Annotated in this window: 23 protein-coding genes; 5 read left to right on the top strand and 18 right to left on the bottom strand. The window is 70.5% G+C overall.

Features of this window, described 5'->3' with window-relative positions; genetic code table 11:
* Positions 1–209 precede the first annotated feature (209 nt).
* From ACQPXG_RS01255 to ACQPXG_RS01305, 11 genes are read right to left on the bottom strand one after another with little or no spacing between them, the layout of a single operon-like run.
* Positions 210–716 (bottom strand): hypothetical protein, encoded by a 507-nt coding sequence (locus tag ACQPXG_RS01255; protein WP_433465725.1) that lies wholly within the window; start codon positions 714–716, stop codon positions 210–212.
* Positions 716–898 carry a hypothetical protein gene (locus tag ACQPXG_RS01260; protein ID WP_433465726.1) on the bottom strand — a complete coding sequence of 61 codons (183 nt, stop codon included), beginning with the start codon at positions 896–898 and terminating at the stop codon, positions 716–718. Before ACQPXG_RS01260 ends, ACQPXG_RS01255 begins: the two co-directional genes overlap by 1 nt.
* Complete coding sequence (locus ACQPXG_RS01265) at positions 895–1,134, bottom strand: hypothetical protein (protein ID WP_433465727.1); 240 nt, start codon at positions 1,132–1,134, stop codon at positions 895–897. Before ACQPXG_RS01265 ends, ACQPXG_RS01260 begins: the two co-directional genes overlap by 4 nt.
* Positions 1,131–1,634, bottom strand: coding sequence for a RusA family crossover junction endodeoxyribonuclease (locus ACQPXG_RS01270; protein ID WP_433465728.1), 504 nt, complete (start codon positions 1,632–1,634; stop codon positions 1,131–1,133). Before ACQPXG_RS01270 ends, ACQPXG_RS01265 begins: the two co-directional genes overlap by 4 nt.
* Complete coding sequence (locus tag ACQPXG_RS01275; protein ID WP_433465729.1) at positions 1,631–2,125, bottom strand: DUF6248 family natural product biosynthesis protein; 495 nt, start codon at positions 2,123–2,125, stop codon at positions 1,631–1,633. The genes ACQPXG_RS01270 and ACQPXG_RS01275 overlap by 4 nt, the downstream gene beginning before the upstream one ends.
* Positions 2,122–2,478: a hypothetical protein gene (locus ACQPXG_RS01280; RefSeq protein ID WP_433465730.1), complete on the bottom strand. Its 357-nt coding sequence runs from the start codon at positions 2,476–2,478 to the stop codon at positions 2,122–2,124. The genes ACQPXG_RS01275 and ACQPXG_RS01280 overlap by 4 nt, the downstream gene beginning before the upstream one ends.
* Positions 2,478–2,663, bottom strand: coding sequence for a hypothetical protein (locus tag ACQPXG_RS01285; protein WP_433465731.1), 186 nt, complete (start codon positions 2,661–2,663; stop codon positions 2,478–2,480). The genes ACQPXG_RS01280 and ACQPXG_RS01285 overlap by 1 nt, the downstream gene beginning before the upstream one ends.
* Complete coding sequence (locus ACQPXG_RS01290; protein ID WP_433465732.1) at positions 2,660–3,499, bottom strand: hypothetical protein; 840 nt, start codon at positions 3,497–3,499, stop codon at positions 2,660–2,662. Before ACQPXG_RS01290 ends, ACQPXG_RS01285 begins: the two co-directional genes overlap by 4 nt.
* On the bottom strand, positions 3,499–4,410 hold the full coding sequence (locus tag ACQPXG_RS01295) for a hypothetical protein (RefSeq protein ID WP_433465733.1): 912 nt from the start codon (positions 4,408–4,410) through the stop codon (positions 3,499–3,501). The genes ACQPXG_RS01290 and ACQPXG_RS01295 overlap by 1 nt, the downstream gene beginning before the upstream one ends.
* The gene (locus ACQPXG_RS01300) at positions 4,410–5,315 is read right to left on the bottom strand and encodes a hypothetical protein (protein ID WP_433465734.1); all 906 of its coding nucleotides are present in this window, start codon (positions 5,313–5,315) and stop codon (positions 4,410–4,412) included. The genes ACQPXG_RS01295 and ACQPXG_RS01300 overlap by 1 nt, the downstream gene beginning before the upstream one ends.
* Complete coding sequence (locus ACQPXG_RS01305; RefSeq protein ID WP_433465735.1) at positions 5,312–5,770, bottom strand: hypothetical protein; 459 nt, start codon at positions 5,768–5,770, stop codon at positions 5,312–5,314. The genes ACQPXG_RS01300 and ACQPXG_RS01305 overlap by 4 nt, the downstream gene beginning before the upstream one ends.
* 230 nt (positions 5,771–6,000) lie before the next feature.
* Between ACQPXG_RS01305 and ACQPXG_RS01310 the strand changes: the two genes are divergently transcribed.
* Positions 6,001–7,188 (top strand): IS110 family transposase, encoded by a 1,188-nt coding sequence (locus ACQPXG_RS01310; protein ID WP_433461706.1) that lies wholly within the window; start codon positions 6,001–6,003, stop codon positions 7,186–7,188.
* A 23-nt stretch (positions 7,189–7,211) separates the two neighbouring features.
* Here the strand turns inward: ACQPXG_RS01310 and ACQPXG_RS01315 are convergent, their stop codons facing one another.
* The 7 genes from ACQPXG_RS01315 to ACQPXG_RS01345 form a co-directional block, all read right to left on the bottom strand.
* A complete protein-coding gene (locus tag ACQPXG_RS01315; RefSeq protein ID WP_433465736.1) occupies positions 7,212–8,216 on the bottom strand; it encodes a CRISPR-associated protein Cas4 in 1,005 nt (334 codons plus the stop codon).
* Positions 8,213–8,986 (bottom strand): hypothetical protein, encoded by a 774-nt coding sequence (locus tag ACQPXG_RS01320; RefSeq protein WP_433465737.1) that lies wholly within the window; start codon positions 8,984–8,986, stop codon positions 8,213–8,215. Before ACQPXG_RS01320 ends, ACQPXG_RS01315 begins: the two co-directional genes overlap by 4 nt.
* Entirely contained in the window at positions 8,983–9,327 is a 345-nt protein-coding gene (locus tag ACQPXG_RS01325; protein ID WP_433465738.1) for a hypothetical protein, read from the bottom strand. The genes ACQPXG_RS01320 and ACQPXG_RS01325 overlap by 4 nt, the downstream gene beginning before the upstream one ends.
* Complete coding sequence (locus ACQPXG_RS01330) at positions 9,324–9,545, bottom strand: hypothetical protein (protein WP_433465739.1); 222 nt, start codon at positions 9,543–9,545, stop codon at positions 9,324–9,326. The genes ACQPXG_RS01325 and ACQPXG_RS01330 overlap by 4 nt, the downstream gene beginning before the upstream one ends.
* The gene (locus ACQPXG_RS01335) at positions 9,542–9,898 is read right to left on the bottom strand and encodes a hypothetical protein (RefSeq protein WP_433465740.1); all 357 of its coding nucleotides are present in this window, start codon (positions 9,896–9,898) and stop codon (positions 9,542–9,544) included. The genes ACQPXG_RS01330 and ACQPXG_RS01335 overlap by 4 nt, the downstream gene beginning before the upstream one ends.
* An 82-nt stretch (positions 9,899–9,980) precedes the next feature.
* Positions 9,981–10,169 carry a hypothetical protein gene (locus ACQPXG_RS01340; RefSeq protein WP_433465741.1) on the bottom strand — a complete coding sequence of 63 codons (189 nt, stop codon included), beginning with the start codon at positions 10,167–10,169 and terminating at the stop codon, positions 9,981–9,983.
* A complete protein-coding gene (locus ACQPXG_RS01345; protein ID WP_433465742.1) occupies positions 10,169–10,540 on the bottom strand; it encodes a hypothetical protein in 372 nt (123 codons plus the stop codon). The genes ACQPXG_RS01340 and ACQPXG_RS01345 overlap by 1 nt, the downstream gene beginning before the upstream one ends.
* Before the next feature lie 155 nt (positions 10,541–10,695).
* Between ACQPXG_RS01345 and ACQPXG_RS01350 the strand changes: the two genes are divergently transcribed.
* From ACQPXG_RS01350 to ACQPXG_RS01365, 4 genes are all read left to right on the top strand, one after another.
* Positions 10,696–11,181 (top strand): helix-turn-helix domain-containing protein, encoded by a 486-nt coding sequence (locus ACQPXG_RS01350; RefSeq protein WP_433465743.1) that lies wholly within the window; start codon positions 10,696–10,698, stop codon positions 11,179–11,181.
* Positions 11,182–11,482: 301 nt separating this feature from the next.
* Positions 11,483–11,881, top strand: coding sequence for a hypothetical protein (locus ACQPXG_RS01355; RefSeq protein ID WP_433465744.1), 399 nt, complete (start codon positions 11,483–11,485; stop codon positions 11,879–11,881).
* On the top strand, positions 11,869–12,522 hold the full coding sequence (locus tag ACQPXG_RS01360) for a hypothetical protein (RefSeq protein ID WP_433465745.1): 654 nt from the start codon (positions 11,869–11,871) through the stop codon (positions 12,520–12,522). The genes ACQPXG_RS01355 and ACQPXG_RS01360 overlap by 13 nt, the downstream gene beginning before the upstream one ends.
* A gap of 23 nt (positions 12,523–12,545) precedes the next feature.
* A complete protein-coding gene (locus ACQPXG_RS01365) occupies positions 12,546–14,150 on the top strand; it encodes a recombinase family protein (protein WP_433465746.1) in 1,605 nt (534 codons plus the stop codon).
* Positions 14,151–14,327 lie beyond the last annotated feature (177 nt).

The raw sequence follows: 14,327 nt of genomic DNA on the forward strand, positions 1-14,327 counted from the left end.
TGCCGCCTTTCAGAACAGCGTTGCGGGCTCTGTGCCCGGGTCGATCGGGGTTTCGGTGATGGCTGGCCCGGCGCCTGCGACCCATCGGCGGGTTTCGCGCCGGTGCTCGTCGCAGGTCGTGGCTGCGCGGTGGACGCCGCCGGCCCCGCCCCGGCCGGTCAGGATGACGACGGCGGAGTTGGGGCAGGGCACGGCGGAGCACTTCACCGTCAGTCGCCGTCCACGGGGACGCGGGACAGCACCGAGGACAGGCCCTGCGCGACGATCCGCAGTTCCTTCGCCAGCTGTGTCTGGGACAGGTTCGGGTCGCGGGCGGCCTTGCTCGCGTACCGCTCCCAGTGCCCCAGGCCGGCGCGGAGGCGGGCGACCTCCTGCCCGGACAGCATCGTGACGGCCATGTCCAGGGTCGGCTGCGTCAGCGTGATGGAGCCGTCCTCCTCCAGCGTCCCGGCGGCGGTGCGTTGGAAGTGGAGGGCCTGCATGACCTCGCGGACCGTTTCGGCCTGCTCCTTGGAGGGCAGCTCCAGTCCGGAGATGCGGAGCTTGACGCTCGCGTTCTTCTCCGAGTCGGGGGCGGGCTGGGTGCGTTCGGAGTGGGCGAGTTCGACAACGGCGACGACGCGGACGCCGGGCCGGTCGTAGAGGGCCTTGGCGTGGGGTTCGATCGCGTCGGCAGCGTTCCCGCCGATCTTGCCTTCGATCTTGATGTCGGGCATCAGGTTCCTTTCGGGGTGTTGGGGGCGAGGGGCCCGTTGATCTCTTTCAGGTGGAGGGCGGCGGCCTTTTCGGCGTCGCGGAGGGAAAGGGTGAGGGCGAGGATGTGCGGCTTCTCGCACGCGCGGTGGCGGCAGTAGGCGGTCCACACCTGGTGGTGCTCGACGACGACGGGCCACATCACGCGGCCTGCTTGCGGAGCTGCGCGGCGTACCGGTCGGCGGTGCGGCGAGTGACGCCGAGTTCCCATGCGGCTTGCTGGATCGTGTAGCCGCCGCGGCGGAGCTGGGCGAATCGTTCGCGGCGTTCGGCGGCGGCCGCGGCGTAGGAGGCGCGGCCGAGGACGCCGGCGCGGAGGGCGTTCGCGGTCACCGCGGGGGTGACGCGTCGCTTCCTCGGGTGCCGAGGTTCGGTGGTCACTGGATCGTCCAGATGCGGATCACCGCACCCGGCATCGCGAGCGCGTCCGGGTCGCTGGAGAAGGGGTGCGGGTAGAGCTTCCGGGCGAGGGTGGAAACCACGCGGGCGTCGTCGGCCCACACGCCGGCGTCGGTGAGGGCGTCCTCGGTGGCGCGGACGAGCTTGGACAGGTCCGGCATCCGGTCGGGGTAGAGCCGGGACTTCGGGGCGGACTTGGGGCGGGCGAGGGTGAAGGCCATGTGCGCGAAGAGGGGCCCGTCGAGGGGGAACCCGTCGGTGAGGCGGCCGATCTGGCGGCCGTACTGGTCGGCGTCGCTGATGAAGTCGAGGGCGGCGGACTTCACGGCTTCGCGCCACGGCTTGACCTTCTTGGAGGACTCGACCATGACGCCGCGGCCGACGTGCCGTTTGGAGCCCTGCGGGGCGGGGGTCCCGATGGCGGTGATCTTGACGGTGGGGCGGGACGGGTCCAAGTTCAGGACGGTCGCCATGGCGGTCATGCGGAGGTTCCGATCGTGAAGAGGACGTCGTGGCAGCCGCACGGGCAGATCCAGCGGCAGACGCGGTCGGCGTGCCACACCATCGCGATCGACTCGAAGCGGGGGCCGGTCGCGGACGTGTCGGTCTTGTGCTCGTAGTCGGCGGGGAAGTGCGCGGGGTGGCTGCCGCCGGGCGTGCAGATGACGGTGGCCTCGGTGCGCTGTGGGGCGGCGCGGTGGCACCGGTCGTGCTGGCCGATCTGGCACCAGTGGGTCAGGCCGGACTGGCATGCGCACCGGTGGAAGGACTGCGGGACCTCGCGGTAGGTCTTGCGCATGCCGCCGGTCCACGCGTTCGCCCGGATCCAGGCGGCGCGGTCGTCGGTGAGAGGCGGGGCCCCGCTGAGATGCGCTTCCCCACGCACCTCAGCGGGGCCGTCCTGGTGGGCGCCCGCGGCCGTGCCCTCGCACAGCGCGACGGCGGCGGGCGCCCGGTCCTGGGTGGCGGTCACTGGCCGTCCGCTTTCGGCTGGAAGTCCGTGCACGCCGGCCACCATTTGCGGACGTCCGTGCCGCCGCCGTGGCTTTCGCGGCCGCCGATCGTGCACTTCGGCCACGAGCGGGGCCCGTAGTGCTTCAGCTCCCGGAATCGGCAGCCTCCGCACCGTGCGCCGTCGGCCTTCGAGTCGTCGGCGGGTGCCGCGTCGTCGTGGAGGCGGAGCGGCCGGGACATGACCAGGGTCAGCGGGTGGTAGCCGGCGGCGAGCATGTCCCGCTGGCGGCGGGTGCGTTTCTGGTCGGGCGACGGGGTCTCGGTCGCTTCGGGTGGCTGCTTGACGTGGGGCAGGTCGAAGAGGCCGTCCATCACCAGGGCTCCCTTCCGGGGTTGACGCGGATGCCGGGGGCCGGGGCGTCGCCGTCGGGGTCGTAGCCGGCCGGGGTGGTGGCGTCGTCGAGGAGGTGGGCGAGGACGGCCTGGCCCTCCCGCACCGCGATCGCGATGACGGCGGTGGCGAGGAGGGCGGCGGGGGCGGCGTAGACGGCGGTCACGGGGTGGGCTCCTTGCGGGTGGCGCGGGCCTGCGCGTCGGCGAGGAGGTAGGCGAACGCGGTGGGGTACCGGTCAGCGAGCTGCTCCAGGGCGACGGTGCGCGGGTCCGGGCCTTGGCCGTTGCGGATCGCGGTCATCACGAACGCGGTCAGCTCCTGGACGGTCATGGCGTTGAGGTCGTCGCCCTCGATGTCGGAGTCGACGAAGGCGCGGAAGACGCGGGCCTCGATGCCGGTGAGCTGCTCGACGAGGCGGTCTCGCTCGGTGCGGACGGCTGCGGCATGCTTGATCGCTCCGCGCAGGGTGGTGCGTCGCTTACCGACGGCCTCGCAGAGGTCGTTGTAGGCGGTGACCAGCAGTTCATCGGCACGTTTCGCCTGGGCGCAGGCGGCGTCCCGGGCCTTCGTCGCCTCGTCCCGCTGCTCGGTGAGCGCGGCGGCCTTCTGCTCCCAGCCCGCTGCCTGCTCGGCGAGCCGGTCCCGCTCGGCCTCACCCCGCACACCGGCCAGCGTCCGGGCCTCGTCCCGCTCGTCGCGGACCGTGGCCAGCTGAGCGCGCATGTTGGCGGCGCCCTCCCGCACCACGTTCCACGCGTTGTCCCGCTCGGCGCGGAGCCGCTCCACCTCGTCCAGCAACGCGGGCACGTCCTGCCGAGCGGCGGCCACGAACACCGCGTTCCGCCCGAACTCCGCCCACTCCTCGTCGGTGTCCGCCAGCCATTCCAGGTCGGCGACGTGCTGCTCACCGGCCACGACGAAGAGGTCCTCTGCCTTCCACGGGCCTGCGGTGGCGCCGTCCACACGCTGGCGGATCTCGGCGAGCTGCTCGGGGGTCATCAAGCGCCCCCGGTCGTCTCGATGAAGTGACGGACCTCGTCCCACCGCTGGGAGACGGCCTCCAACAGGCCCCGCTCGCGCTCCATGACGGCCGTGTCCGCCTGCCACTGGGTGTCGTCTCGCCACCGGCTGATCTCCGCGTCGATCAGGGCATCGAGGGTCGTGGGGTCGAGGGCGTCCAGCTCCCACGACGAGGTGCCGTAGGTGCTGATGTAGCCACCCGAGCGACTGTCGGTGGTCTTGGCCGGGTTCGGCGGCGGGTCGTACTGCTCGACCTGGTCCATGTTCAGCGCGATCCGGATGACCTTGACGTCGGCATCGAACAGCGCGAACCGGTCCTCGATGTCGCGGGTCATGTCGATCCCGGACGGGTCATGGTCGCCGAGGTGGATGACGATCGGGCGCTGCCCGGCCTCCTCGTAGCGGAGCATCCGGCGCGCGGCGCCCCACAGCTCGGACTGTGAGGTGTAGCCGCGGCACGAGAAGTAGTCGACGTCGTGCCTCCGGCACACCCCGGCGATCACGCCGACCAGGGCGTCCTTCTCGATCCACACCTCAACTCGGTTGGGCTGATTGGCCCACCGCTCGGTCTGGTATCCGTACGCCGTCGACCGCACGATCTCGTCTGGGCTGTCCCAGTGCGACAGACCGCGTAGGTTCCGCGTCCGGTCGACGATGTAGTTCCAATCGAGCAGGCCCGCCAGGCGCGCATCGTTGACGATCGCGCCCAAGCGCTTGTACTCGGTCTGCTTGTTCGCCAGCCAGCCGCGCGCAACGAACTGGTAGTACAGCTGCCGCAACGTGAGGTCGAAGCCCTGCCTCTGGTAGTCCTGGCAGATCCGGTCGGCGCGCTGAATGACGTCCTGGTGAGCGGGGGTGAAGTTCTTGGGGGTGTAGGCGATCTTCGGCATCAGGCGTCGCCCCCGTCCTGCTCGTCGGCGGGCCGGTCGAGCTGCTCCAGGCCCTCCCGGGCCCACTCCGCCAGCGCGGCCTTCTCCGAGTCCGGGACGGGCGGGCTGTACGTGCCGTCGGTCCCGCGACGCGGGAGGGGCGGCAGCGGCGCAGTGGCGGGCTCGGCCGGGTACGCCGACCGCGGCTCCTCCGGATCCGCCTGCACGACCGGGTGAACGCCGGTGTCCCGGGCCGGGTCGTGCAGCCGCTCGACGCGGGCGATCTCCTCCGTGCGGAAGTCGCGGATCGGGACGTGGTTGAGGATGTGGTCGACGCGGACCGAGACGACGTGCGGGGCCGCGCCGGTGAGGACACCGGTGTGGGTCTTGCCGTCCTTCAGGTGGACGGCCACCCGCACGCCGATCAGCTCCGCAGGCGGGACGGCGGTTTCGCCCTGGAAGCTCTCCCAAGGCGGTGACGCGGGCTCCTTGCCGGTGGCCTGCTGGGTCACCTCGTCCGGGATCGTGGCCGTGGTCAGCGTCGCCTGCCCCTCGCGCCGCTGGATCTCATCCAGGCACAACACCCCGAGGTGGTGAGCCTGCGAGGAGATCTCCCGCAGCGTCCCCAGCAGCAGACGCAGATCCGCGACTGGCGCGCCCGCGGGCAACCCGATCCGGAGCGCGCCAACCTTCAGCGTCAGCGCCTCCTCGTCGGAGGTGATGTCCCCCGGGGTGAGGAGCGCCGTCCCGCCGTTGACGATCGCGATCAGCGACCGGGTGAGGCGCGCGTCCCGCTCCTGCTCGTCGGCGACCTGGGCGGCTTTCTGGGCGTCGGCCTGGAGCTGCTCGACCTCGCCCCGGTTGTTGGCCGCGGCGTTCTCCAGGCTGGTGGCGCGGGTGATGAGGTCAGTGAGGACGTCGTTCACCGGGCACCCCCCGTGGGCTCGACGGACAGCTCCTTGTGGGAGTCGAACCAGGCCACGCCTGGCTTCACGCCGGTCAGGTCGGCGAAGTCGACGATCGCGATCCCGTCCGCGGTCACCTTCGGCGGCGCCTGGACCCGCCACCGGACAGGCCGGTTGTTGTGGTCGGGGTCGGCGGTGATGATGTCGCCGGCGCGCACGTCGCGCGCCGGGCGGCGGATAATGGTCATGGCCGTGATTCCTTTCTGAGAGACGGCCTTTCGGTCCGCCGTCCCGGGTGCCTCCGGGGCGGCGGTCCTGCTTGTGCGGGGAATGAGGGCGAGCAGGCGCCGCCACCACGGGCGAAGCGGCTCCGCGATGCGGGCGCGGATCAGCGCCAGCCCGTCGAAGGCCGGATGGACGGTGTCCGCCACCCGGATCAGCTCCGCCCGCAGCAGTTCGCCCTCGCGGTCGATCACGACTCCCTACCTTTCAGCTCATGGGTGGCCCGGACCGTCGTAGGGTTCTGGCGCCCAGGGGTGCCGGGTGTGGCTTTCACGGCTCTGCCGCCGATATGGCTCCGGAGGACTGGCCGCCCGGCACCCCCTGACGGCACGGCTGCTGATTGGGAGCTGCGAACTGATCGCCGTGTAGGGACATGCCAGCGTGGCCGTCTGCGGGATAGGTGACGTCGTCGTATGGGAGCGTGATGGGCCAGATCTGGGCTGGTGTCGATGCAGGGAAGATCCACCATCACTGCGTGGTCATCGACGGCGACGGCAAGCGGTTGCTGTCGAGGCCCGTCGCCAACGACGAACCCGAGCTGCTGAAGCTGATGAGCGACGTCCTGGATCTGGGTGAGGCGACCTGGGCGGTGGACCTGGCCGACGGCGGAGCGGGCCTGCTGATCGCGATCCTGGCCGCCCACGACCAGCCGCTGCTCTACATCTCCGGCCGCAAGGTCAACCGGGCTGCCGACGGCTACCGGGGCGAAGGCAAAACCGACGCGCGCGACGCCGCCGTCATCGCCGACCAGGCCCGCATCCGCCGGGACCTGCTTCCACTGCGCGGCGCCGACGAGATCAGCGTGGAGCTGAAGCTGCTCACCGCCCGCCGCACCGACCTGGTCCACGACCGAACCCGCGCCATCAACCGGCTGCGCGCCGCACTGACCAGCATCTTCCCAGCCCTGGAGCGGGCTTTGGACGTTACCAATGCGGGGCCGCTGATCCTGCTGACCGGCTACCAGACCCCCGCCGGGCTGCGCCGCCTCGGCCGCACCCGGCTGGAGGCGTGGTTGAAGGCCCGCCGGGTCCGCGGCGCGGCCCAGCTCGCTCAGGCCGCTGCCGACGCGGCCGGCCGCCAGCACACCACGCTGCCCGGCGAGACCCTGACCGCCCAGCTCATCGAGGCTCTCGCCAGGGAGGTGATGACCCTCAACGAGCACATCAAGGACGTCGAGCAGCTCATCGAGGACCGGTTTCGCCGACACGAGAAAGCCGAAGTGATCACCAGCCTGCCCGGCATCGGAGTCATCCTCGGTGCCGAGTTCCTGGCCGCCACCGGCGGCGACATGGACGTCTTCGGAAGCCCCGACCGCTTGGCCGGCTTTGCCGGCCTGGCTCCCGCCGCACGTGACTCCGGACGCATCCACGGCAACCTGCACCGCCCGCAGCGCTACCACCGCGGACTCCAGCGGGTCTTCTACACCTCCGCGCTGATCAGCATCCAGCGACATCCAGAATCGCGCGCCTTCTACGACCGGAAGAGGCGCGAGGGCAAACGGCACACCCAAGCCGTCCTCGCCCTGGCCAGACGCCGTGTCAACGTCCTGTGGGCCCTCCTGCGCGACAACCGCACCTTCCAGGCCACCCCACCCACGCTCAAGGCGGCATGAGCCCAGATCGTCAGTTGACAACGTCATTGGGAGTCCTCCGGCGCGACCAGGTCGAGCCGAACCGTCGGCTTCGCTTGGGGCTTCAGCGGCGCCTTCCGGCCTGCCGCCTTGTAGTCCTGCCGAATCTGGTCGGCATCGATCCGCTCCGGGTTGGTGACCGTGAACCGCAGCGCGTGCTCCACGCTCGGCAGCACCACATCCGCCGACCCCTCGTCGTTCGGGCGGAGCGCGTCCAGCGCGCCCTTCGCGGTCTTCTCGTCTGCCTCGGCCTGCCGCTTCCGCGCCCGCGCGTCGGTGAGCTTGTCGACCCACTCGGCGGCGTCCGGGTCCTCCACGAACAGCACCGACCGCTCATCACGGTCGATCACGTGGCCGTCCCAGCAGACCGTGAAGAACGGGCAGCCCTTACAGAACGGGCCCGTCGGGTCGTAGTCGCGGGGCAGGAACTCCAGTTCGGTCTGCCGGACCTCCGTCACCCACGTCAGCGCGTCCTTCACGTGCCGGGCCTCGAACGGCCCGGACCAGCGCCACTCCTTGCCGGTGTCTCGCGCGACGTAGTCGATGTTGATCCGCCGGACCGTCCGGCCCTCCGCGATGAGCGCGGCGGCGTAGGCGTGCGTCTGCCACAGGTGCGACCGGTACGGCCCGTTCACACGGAGCTTGTCCAGGTTCCGCTGGGATGTGCTCTTGGTGTCGGTAACCTCCGGTTCGATGAACAGGTCCAGGTGACCGAGGAGCCCCGCGAACGTGACCTCGTGCTCGATCAGCGCGTCGGTGGGGATAAGGCCCTCGGCTTGCATCTGCCTGAGCACGTCCGCGACGGCCTCGTGCAGCACGGTGCCCATCACGGCCTGGACGGACCCGGCGGCATCGGTCGGCGCAACGCCCGCGAACCGGTACCCAGCTCGGCGACGGCACCCACCGAGCTCGGACATGCCGAACTCGGTCTGGAGGGAGCGGGGCCGCCGCCGGTCCCATTCGAGGAGCAGGTCCGCCGTGGTGCGACGCTCGACGGTGGGCGAGGTCACGACATCTCCGCGATCTCATCGGCGGAGTAGGCCAGCGGGTCGCCCTGGCCCTCGTGCTCGGCGGCGATCCCCAGGACCTCCTGCCGGGCCTCCTCGTCCGCCTTCGCGAGGTCCTCGCCCGACGGCTCGCCGATCACCTCGGCGTCATGAACTTCCCCGTCGTCCGCCGGGGCGGGCTCGGCTGTGCGGGCGTCGACCGCGTGCGCAAGGGCAACCTCTGGCGCGGGCGCCTCGGCCTCCGGAACCTCCGCGCCGAACCCCATCGCGACCTCGGGGCAGATCGTCGTGGCGCAGTGCGAAACCGCCCGCCACATCAGCATCCGCTTCGGATACGACAGCCAGATGTCCTTCTTCGCGAGCTTCGCCCGCTCCGCGTCCGCCCACGTGAACGTCTCGGAGTGCTCCTCGCCGGTGTCCCCCCGCGTGATCGTGACCGTGCACGACTTCTCGGTGTGGTCCGACACCTTCACCGAGTGGCCGGCCTCGCGGACCTTCGCCAGCCAGAGCTGCCCGGACATCTGCGGGCGACCGTTCACGACGTAGATGCCCTGGATGGACTGCATCGGGGACAGGCCGAGCTCCTGCCCGTACATGAGGATGACCAGGACGTTCCCGGCCTTGCCGCGCAGGTCGTTCGGCAGGATCGAGGACCCGGCGAGTGCCTGCGCGAGCCGCCACGCCTGGTCGAGGTCGGCGACCGGGCGGGCGAGCGCCACCGACGGCCTCGCGGGGGCGGCAGGCTGGTTCTCGTTGGTGGGCTGGATGGTCATGCCTGCTCCCGGGAAAGGTTCTGGGTGGTGATCAGGTGGTCGAGGGCCTCGTCGACCGCCTCGATCGCGGTCTGCTCGATCAGGTCCGGGTCCCGCTCGTCCAGCGGCAGCGCGGACATGTCCACGTCCCCGTCTCGGACGGGCAGCGCGGAGAACAGCTGCTCGAACCAGTTGGTCCGCTGCTCCTCCGGGAGATGCCGGGCGAGGCCGTCAACGGCCGCCCACACGGGCGCGTCGTCGACCGGGCCGTTCAGGTACCACAGGGCGAGCCGCTCCCACTGCTGCGCGAGAACCCCGCGGGTCACCAGCGACGCGGCCGGGGCGAGGGTCGCGGCGGTCACCTCGTGCCGCCCGTCAGCTCGTCCAGCGCCCGCCGAACTTCCGTCGGGTCCCCGCCGCGCAGCGCGGCACGGAGCCGGTCGAACACCTCGGCCGTCTCCACCAGCGGCAGCGCCGACAGCTCCAGGACCGGGGAGAACGACGCGTCCGGGAACGAGTCCGCGACCCGCGCGAGCCTCACGAGCTCGTCCCGCTCCTCCGTCACCGTCAACGCGCTCATCGGGCGCCGCCGAACAGCTCGACCTCGTCCGCCGCGACGTTCTCGGCGAACACCTCGTGCCGCACGTAGCGGTCCAGCCGCTCGCACCGCTCCCGCTCGAACTCCTCGCCCTGGCGCCGGTCCCTCTCCGCCAGCGCCACGAACGCCCCGAACCCGAACGCCAAGACCCCGGGCAGGACCGCCGCCACCGACCACAGCAGGTAGCCGGCCACCGCGAACTCGCCCGCCAGGACGAGCAGGACCCCAGACGCAACCCCCGCGGCGGGGATGGAGACCAGCGGGCGCCGCACCTGGGCGACCGCGACGAACATCGCGACACCGGCCGCGATCAGCAGGGACAGGACCAGAAACACGTCTTCCTCCGTAGAATCGGCTCGCGGATTCCTCCGCGGGGGTCGTTGCCGTGCCGGGCGGCGGCCCCGATTTCGTTGTGGGTCAGGCCGCCGCGCGGGACTGCGCGCGGAGGCGGCGGATCTTGGTCTCCAGCTCCTCGATCGAGGGGCCGCCCGGCACGTACGCCTCCTCGGCTGCCTGCCGGGGGGTGAGGGTGGCGATGCGGTGCCGGACGTCGGCGAGGATCTGCGCCGTGGCGTCGATGGCCTGCTCGTAGGTCACGGCGGCCATCAGTCGTGCTCCGCGGTCTTCGCGCAGACCACGAGTTCGGGGGCATTCAGGTGGCCGCACTCCGGGCAAAGCCACCCGCTCGTGCTGCCGTCACCCCTCTCGTTGTCGCGCGCATGCGTGCGCTGGCCGTCCGAGCCGATGACCTCGAACAGGTCCTCGAACTTCCGATCGGGGAACGCGGTGAGCGCAGCGGCGATGAACCGGACGCCCGGGTCTGTGCGACCCCGTTCCGCCCGGCTGACCGTGGTGTGCCGGATACCAAGCCGCTTGGCGCGGGCCGTGGAATTGTCCAGGCCAGCCGCTCGGCAGGCCTGGCTGAACTCGTCAACCCTGAGCGCGATGCGGGGGACCGCGCCGTCCCGTGTGTGCATGCATGCACTGTAGCGCGCGCATGCACAGGACACAAGCAGTGATCTAGGAACCGGAAAGGGGTTTGCGAGCAGCGCGTATCACCTGAGGGCAACAAGCCTCTGACCTTTAGTCGGTGCGCGTATGCACGGTTATGACCACCTGGTAACGTGCACGCGTGCACACCTGGCTTCCCCACCAGTTCCGCGCAGTGCTCAAACAGCTACGCGAGCAAGCCGGACTCAGCGACGCGGACCTAGCCCGCCTCGCCGGTAAAAGCCGCTCCCAGGTGAACCGCTGGTCCAGGGCCGAGAACCAACCGAACTACGACGGCCTACGCTCCCTCGTCGAGAACCTCACCGAAGAGGGCTACCCCACCGAGATCGTCGATCTCGCCAGCGACCTCCTCCGAGCGGCCGGCTACGGCACCGACACTGCCGAGCCCCCACCGGCCCCCGACGCCGAAGGCGCAGTGCGCCTCACGGTGATCGTGAACCCCGAAGAACCCGAACCCGACTACCCGCCCGGCGGCCTGCGGTCGCAGGCCGAGCGGATCATCTGGGCCATGGTCGATGAGCCGTGGCAAGTGCGCCTGGCGCAGATCCTTGCCGGCCGCGAGGCCGAGGCCCTGTCGAAGGTCAGGACCATCGACCAGGCCAAATAGGGCATCGAAGATCGAACCAATCCGAGCGTGGCCGGATTCGGTCACGTCGTGTTCGGTTTAAGGCCCGCTCGGCAAAACCCTGCAACACCGCTGGTCACAGTGTTCCCGCACCCCCGCCGTGACCTTTCACCTGTGCAACGGTTTCCGCCGCAACGTATTGGCACGTGACAACCCTCGCTGACCTGGGCACGTCCTCCAGTCAAAGGGGACAGCGCATCAGCAGTGGCACAGAACAAGGGGGTTCACAGTGCCAGAGTCGCGCGCGGCGGCCATCGAAGAAATAGAGGAACTCGCCGTCCGAATGACGGAACGAGTCATCACCGAAGTGACCGCGCACCTCAGCGCCAAGATCGACAAAGATTTCGCCGACGTGCACACCCTGCTCGGCAAGCAAGACCGGCGCCTGGACGAACTCACCTCCACCGTCCGCGTCGCCGCCGCCACCGTCACCGACATGGTTGCCGGCCTCGCCGACGTCGCCACCGGCCCGCCAACCCCCGGCGCGTCCCTTCCCCGCCCCGAGGCGCTCGACGACGCATGCAAGGCCGCCAGCGCCGGCCACCCCCAAAAGGTCGAGGTCGACGTCTACGGCCGCGCCGTGACGCAGTACGTGCAGCCCGGCGACGACCCCGCCCAGATCTGGGACGACATGTGCGCCACCATCACCCGCCACGCCGGGGTGGTGGCGTGGCACAACTGACCGTCCTACGGGACGCGCTCCCCGACAAGCAGGCCCGCTTCTGGCGCGAAGACGACGTCGTGTTCGTCCAGCTCGGCCGCGACCTGACCGACCTCGAAGCCCACCGGATCATCCGCGAAGCCCGCATCGCCTACGGCGTCAGCCGCCGCCGGTTCCTGCCCTTCCCGCTGATCCCGCCGCGGCTACGCGAAACCGTCAAGAACAACCCGACGCCCGTGGCTGCTATCGCCGGCCTCGTCGCTGGCGCCCTCGTGGCTGGAGGGCTCCCGGGGCCCATGCTCCCGTCCGACGAGCCGCGCCCGCGGCGCAGGCCGCCCGCGGTCGCCGGGCCAGCCCCCACCCCCGGGCCGTCCACCACCACCCCGACGCCCCCGCCCACCCGCACGGAGGCACCAAGCTCCGGGCCGTCCCTGGATCCCGCTCGCGGGGACGGTCCGGACCCGACCGTCGCCCCCATGGAGGCCCGGCCCACACGGGTACGCCCGTCGACGACCCCCCCGGACGGCCAGGATGAGCCGCCACCCACCACACCGCCACCGGCAAGCAGCAACCCACCCGCCACACCGCCGCCGGCGCGGGACCGGTGCCTAATCCACCTGTCCACCCTCAACGCCCTGGACGTCCGCCTACTCTGCATCTGAACCCCACCCGCGAAAGAACACCCATGCCCCCCAAACCCGCCGACCTCATCCCCGTCATCGGCTACATCCGCGTATCCCTCGCCCGCGAGGAAATGATCTCCCCGGGCATTCAGCGGGCCGCGATCACTGCGTGGGCGGCCCGCACCGGCCGCCGCATCGTCGGCTGGGTCGAGGACCTCGATAACTCCGGCCGGAACTTCCGCCGGAAGGTCATGCAAGCGATCGAGCGGATCGAGGCGCGTGAGGCCCGGGAGATCGGCGTCTACCGGTACGACCGATGGGGGAGGAACGCGGTCGAGTCCCTCGCCAACGTCAAACGCGTCGAAATGGTTGGCGGGCAGCTCCAGTCCGCGACGGAGCCGTTCGACGTCGAAACGACGATCGGGAAGTACAGCCGGACCAACGCGTTCGCGATCGCGGAAATGCAGTCCGACCTGATCAGCGAGAACTGGAAGGCCGCGCTCGAAAACCGGGTCGGGCGCGGCCTCACCACGTCCGGGTCCGCCCGCTTCGGGTACGTGCGACGCGGCCGCGTCCCGGACCCGTTCACCTCCGAGCAATACATCCGCCGCTACCGGCGCGATCCCGACGACGACGCGGGGGAGCGGTACGAACCCGACTATGCGTCCGGCCTCGGCGACGTCCATGTCGCCATGTACGACCGGTGGCTTGACGACCATCGCTCGTTCATGGAAGTTGCCGAATGGCTCAACAGCCGCGGCATCAAGAACACACGCGGCAGCACCTGGTCGGACGTGACCGTCCGCAACGTCATGGACTCCGGGTTCGCGGCCGGCCTGCTGCGCATCCACGACCCCGAATGCCCGTGCCGGAAACCGTCCAGCTGCGTTCGCCGCGTCTACGTCGAGGGCGCCCACGAGGCGATCCTCGATGCCGAGACATGGGAGAGGTACCGGAAAGAACGCGCAGCTAGAGCCAAGATTCCGCCGAGAACCAAGGCCTCTCCCTACCCGCTGTCCGGGCACATCCTGTGCGGTCACTGCGACGGCTCCATGAAGATCCAGGGCGGCGGGCACCCCTACCGGGCCGGGTACGCCTACCGCTGCTCCCGCTGGCACCACTACAGAGATTGCGACGGGCCGTTCCCGCGCCGCCTGGTCGTCGAGCGGGAGGTCCTCGCGCAGCTGGCCGAGTGGGCGGGTGACGTCGAGCAGCGCGCCGCAGTCAAGGCCGCCCGGCGCCGCGCGGCGACCAACGCCGAGACCGACCGGCAACGGCTGTCCGCCCAGCTTGCCGAGACCGACGCCGCGCTCCGGCGACTGATGAAGCGCAAGGCGCTCGACGGCGACAAGATGCCCGATGCCGTGTACGAGGAGACCCGGGACGAGTTGCTCGCCGAACGCGAGCGGATCGAAAAGGACCTCGGCAGCGTCGAAGTGCTCGCCGAGGTCAACCTCGCCGACGCCGCGCCGCTCATGGTCGAGCTCGTCGACGGGTGGGACATCATCCCCGGAGCGAAACGGCGGGAGATGCTCGGCCGGCTGATCCGCCATGTGAAGGTGTCCCGCGTGGAGGACGGGAAGCGCGGTGAGATCCGTGTCGACGTGGCGCCGGTGTGGGAGCCATGCGGCTGCCGACGCTGCCAGGAGATCCCCGTCAGCGCGTGACCGACAGAGTTTCAGCAGGTAGGAGGCACCTTGTTTAACAGAAGATCTGAGTCGGCAAGTTCGACAAAAAGGTGCTGCGGCGCCGTTACGCGGACGGTGACCTGGAGGTCCGGCGCGCCGACTGAACCGGTCCGGCTGACTCGATTCTGACGCCCGGTCATTGGCCGGGTGGTCACG

Source organism: Spirillospora sp. CA-128828 (assembly GCF_050945415.1).
Classification (GTDB): Bacteria; Actinomycetota; Actinomycetes; order Streptosporangiales; family Streptosporangiaceae; genus Spirillospora.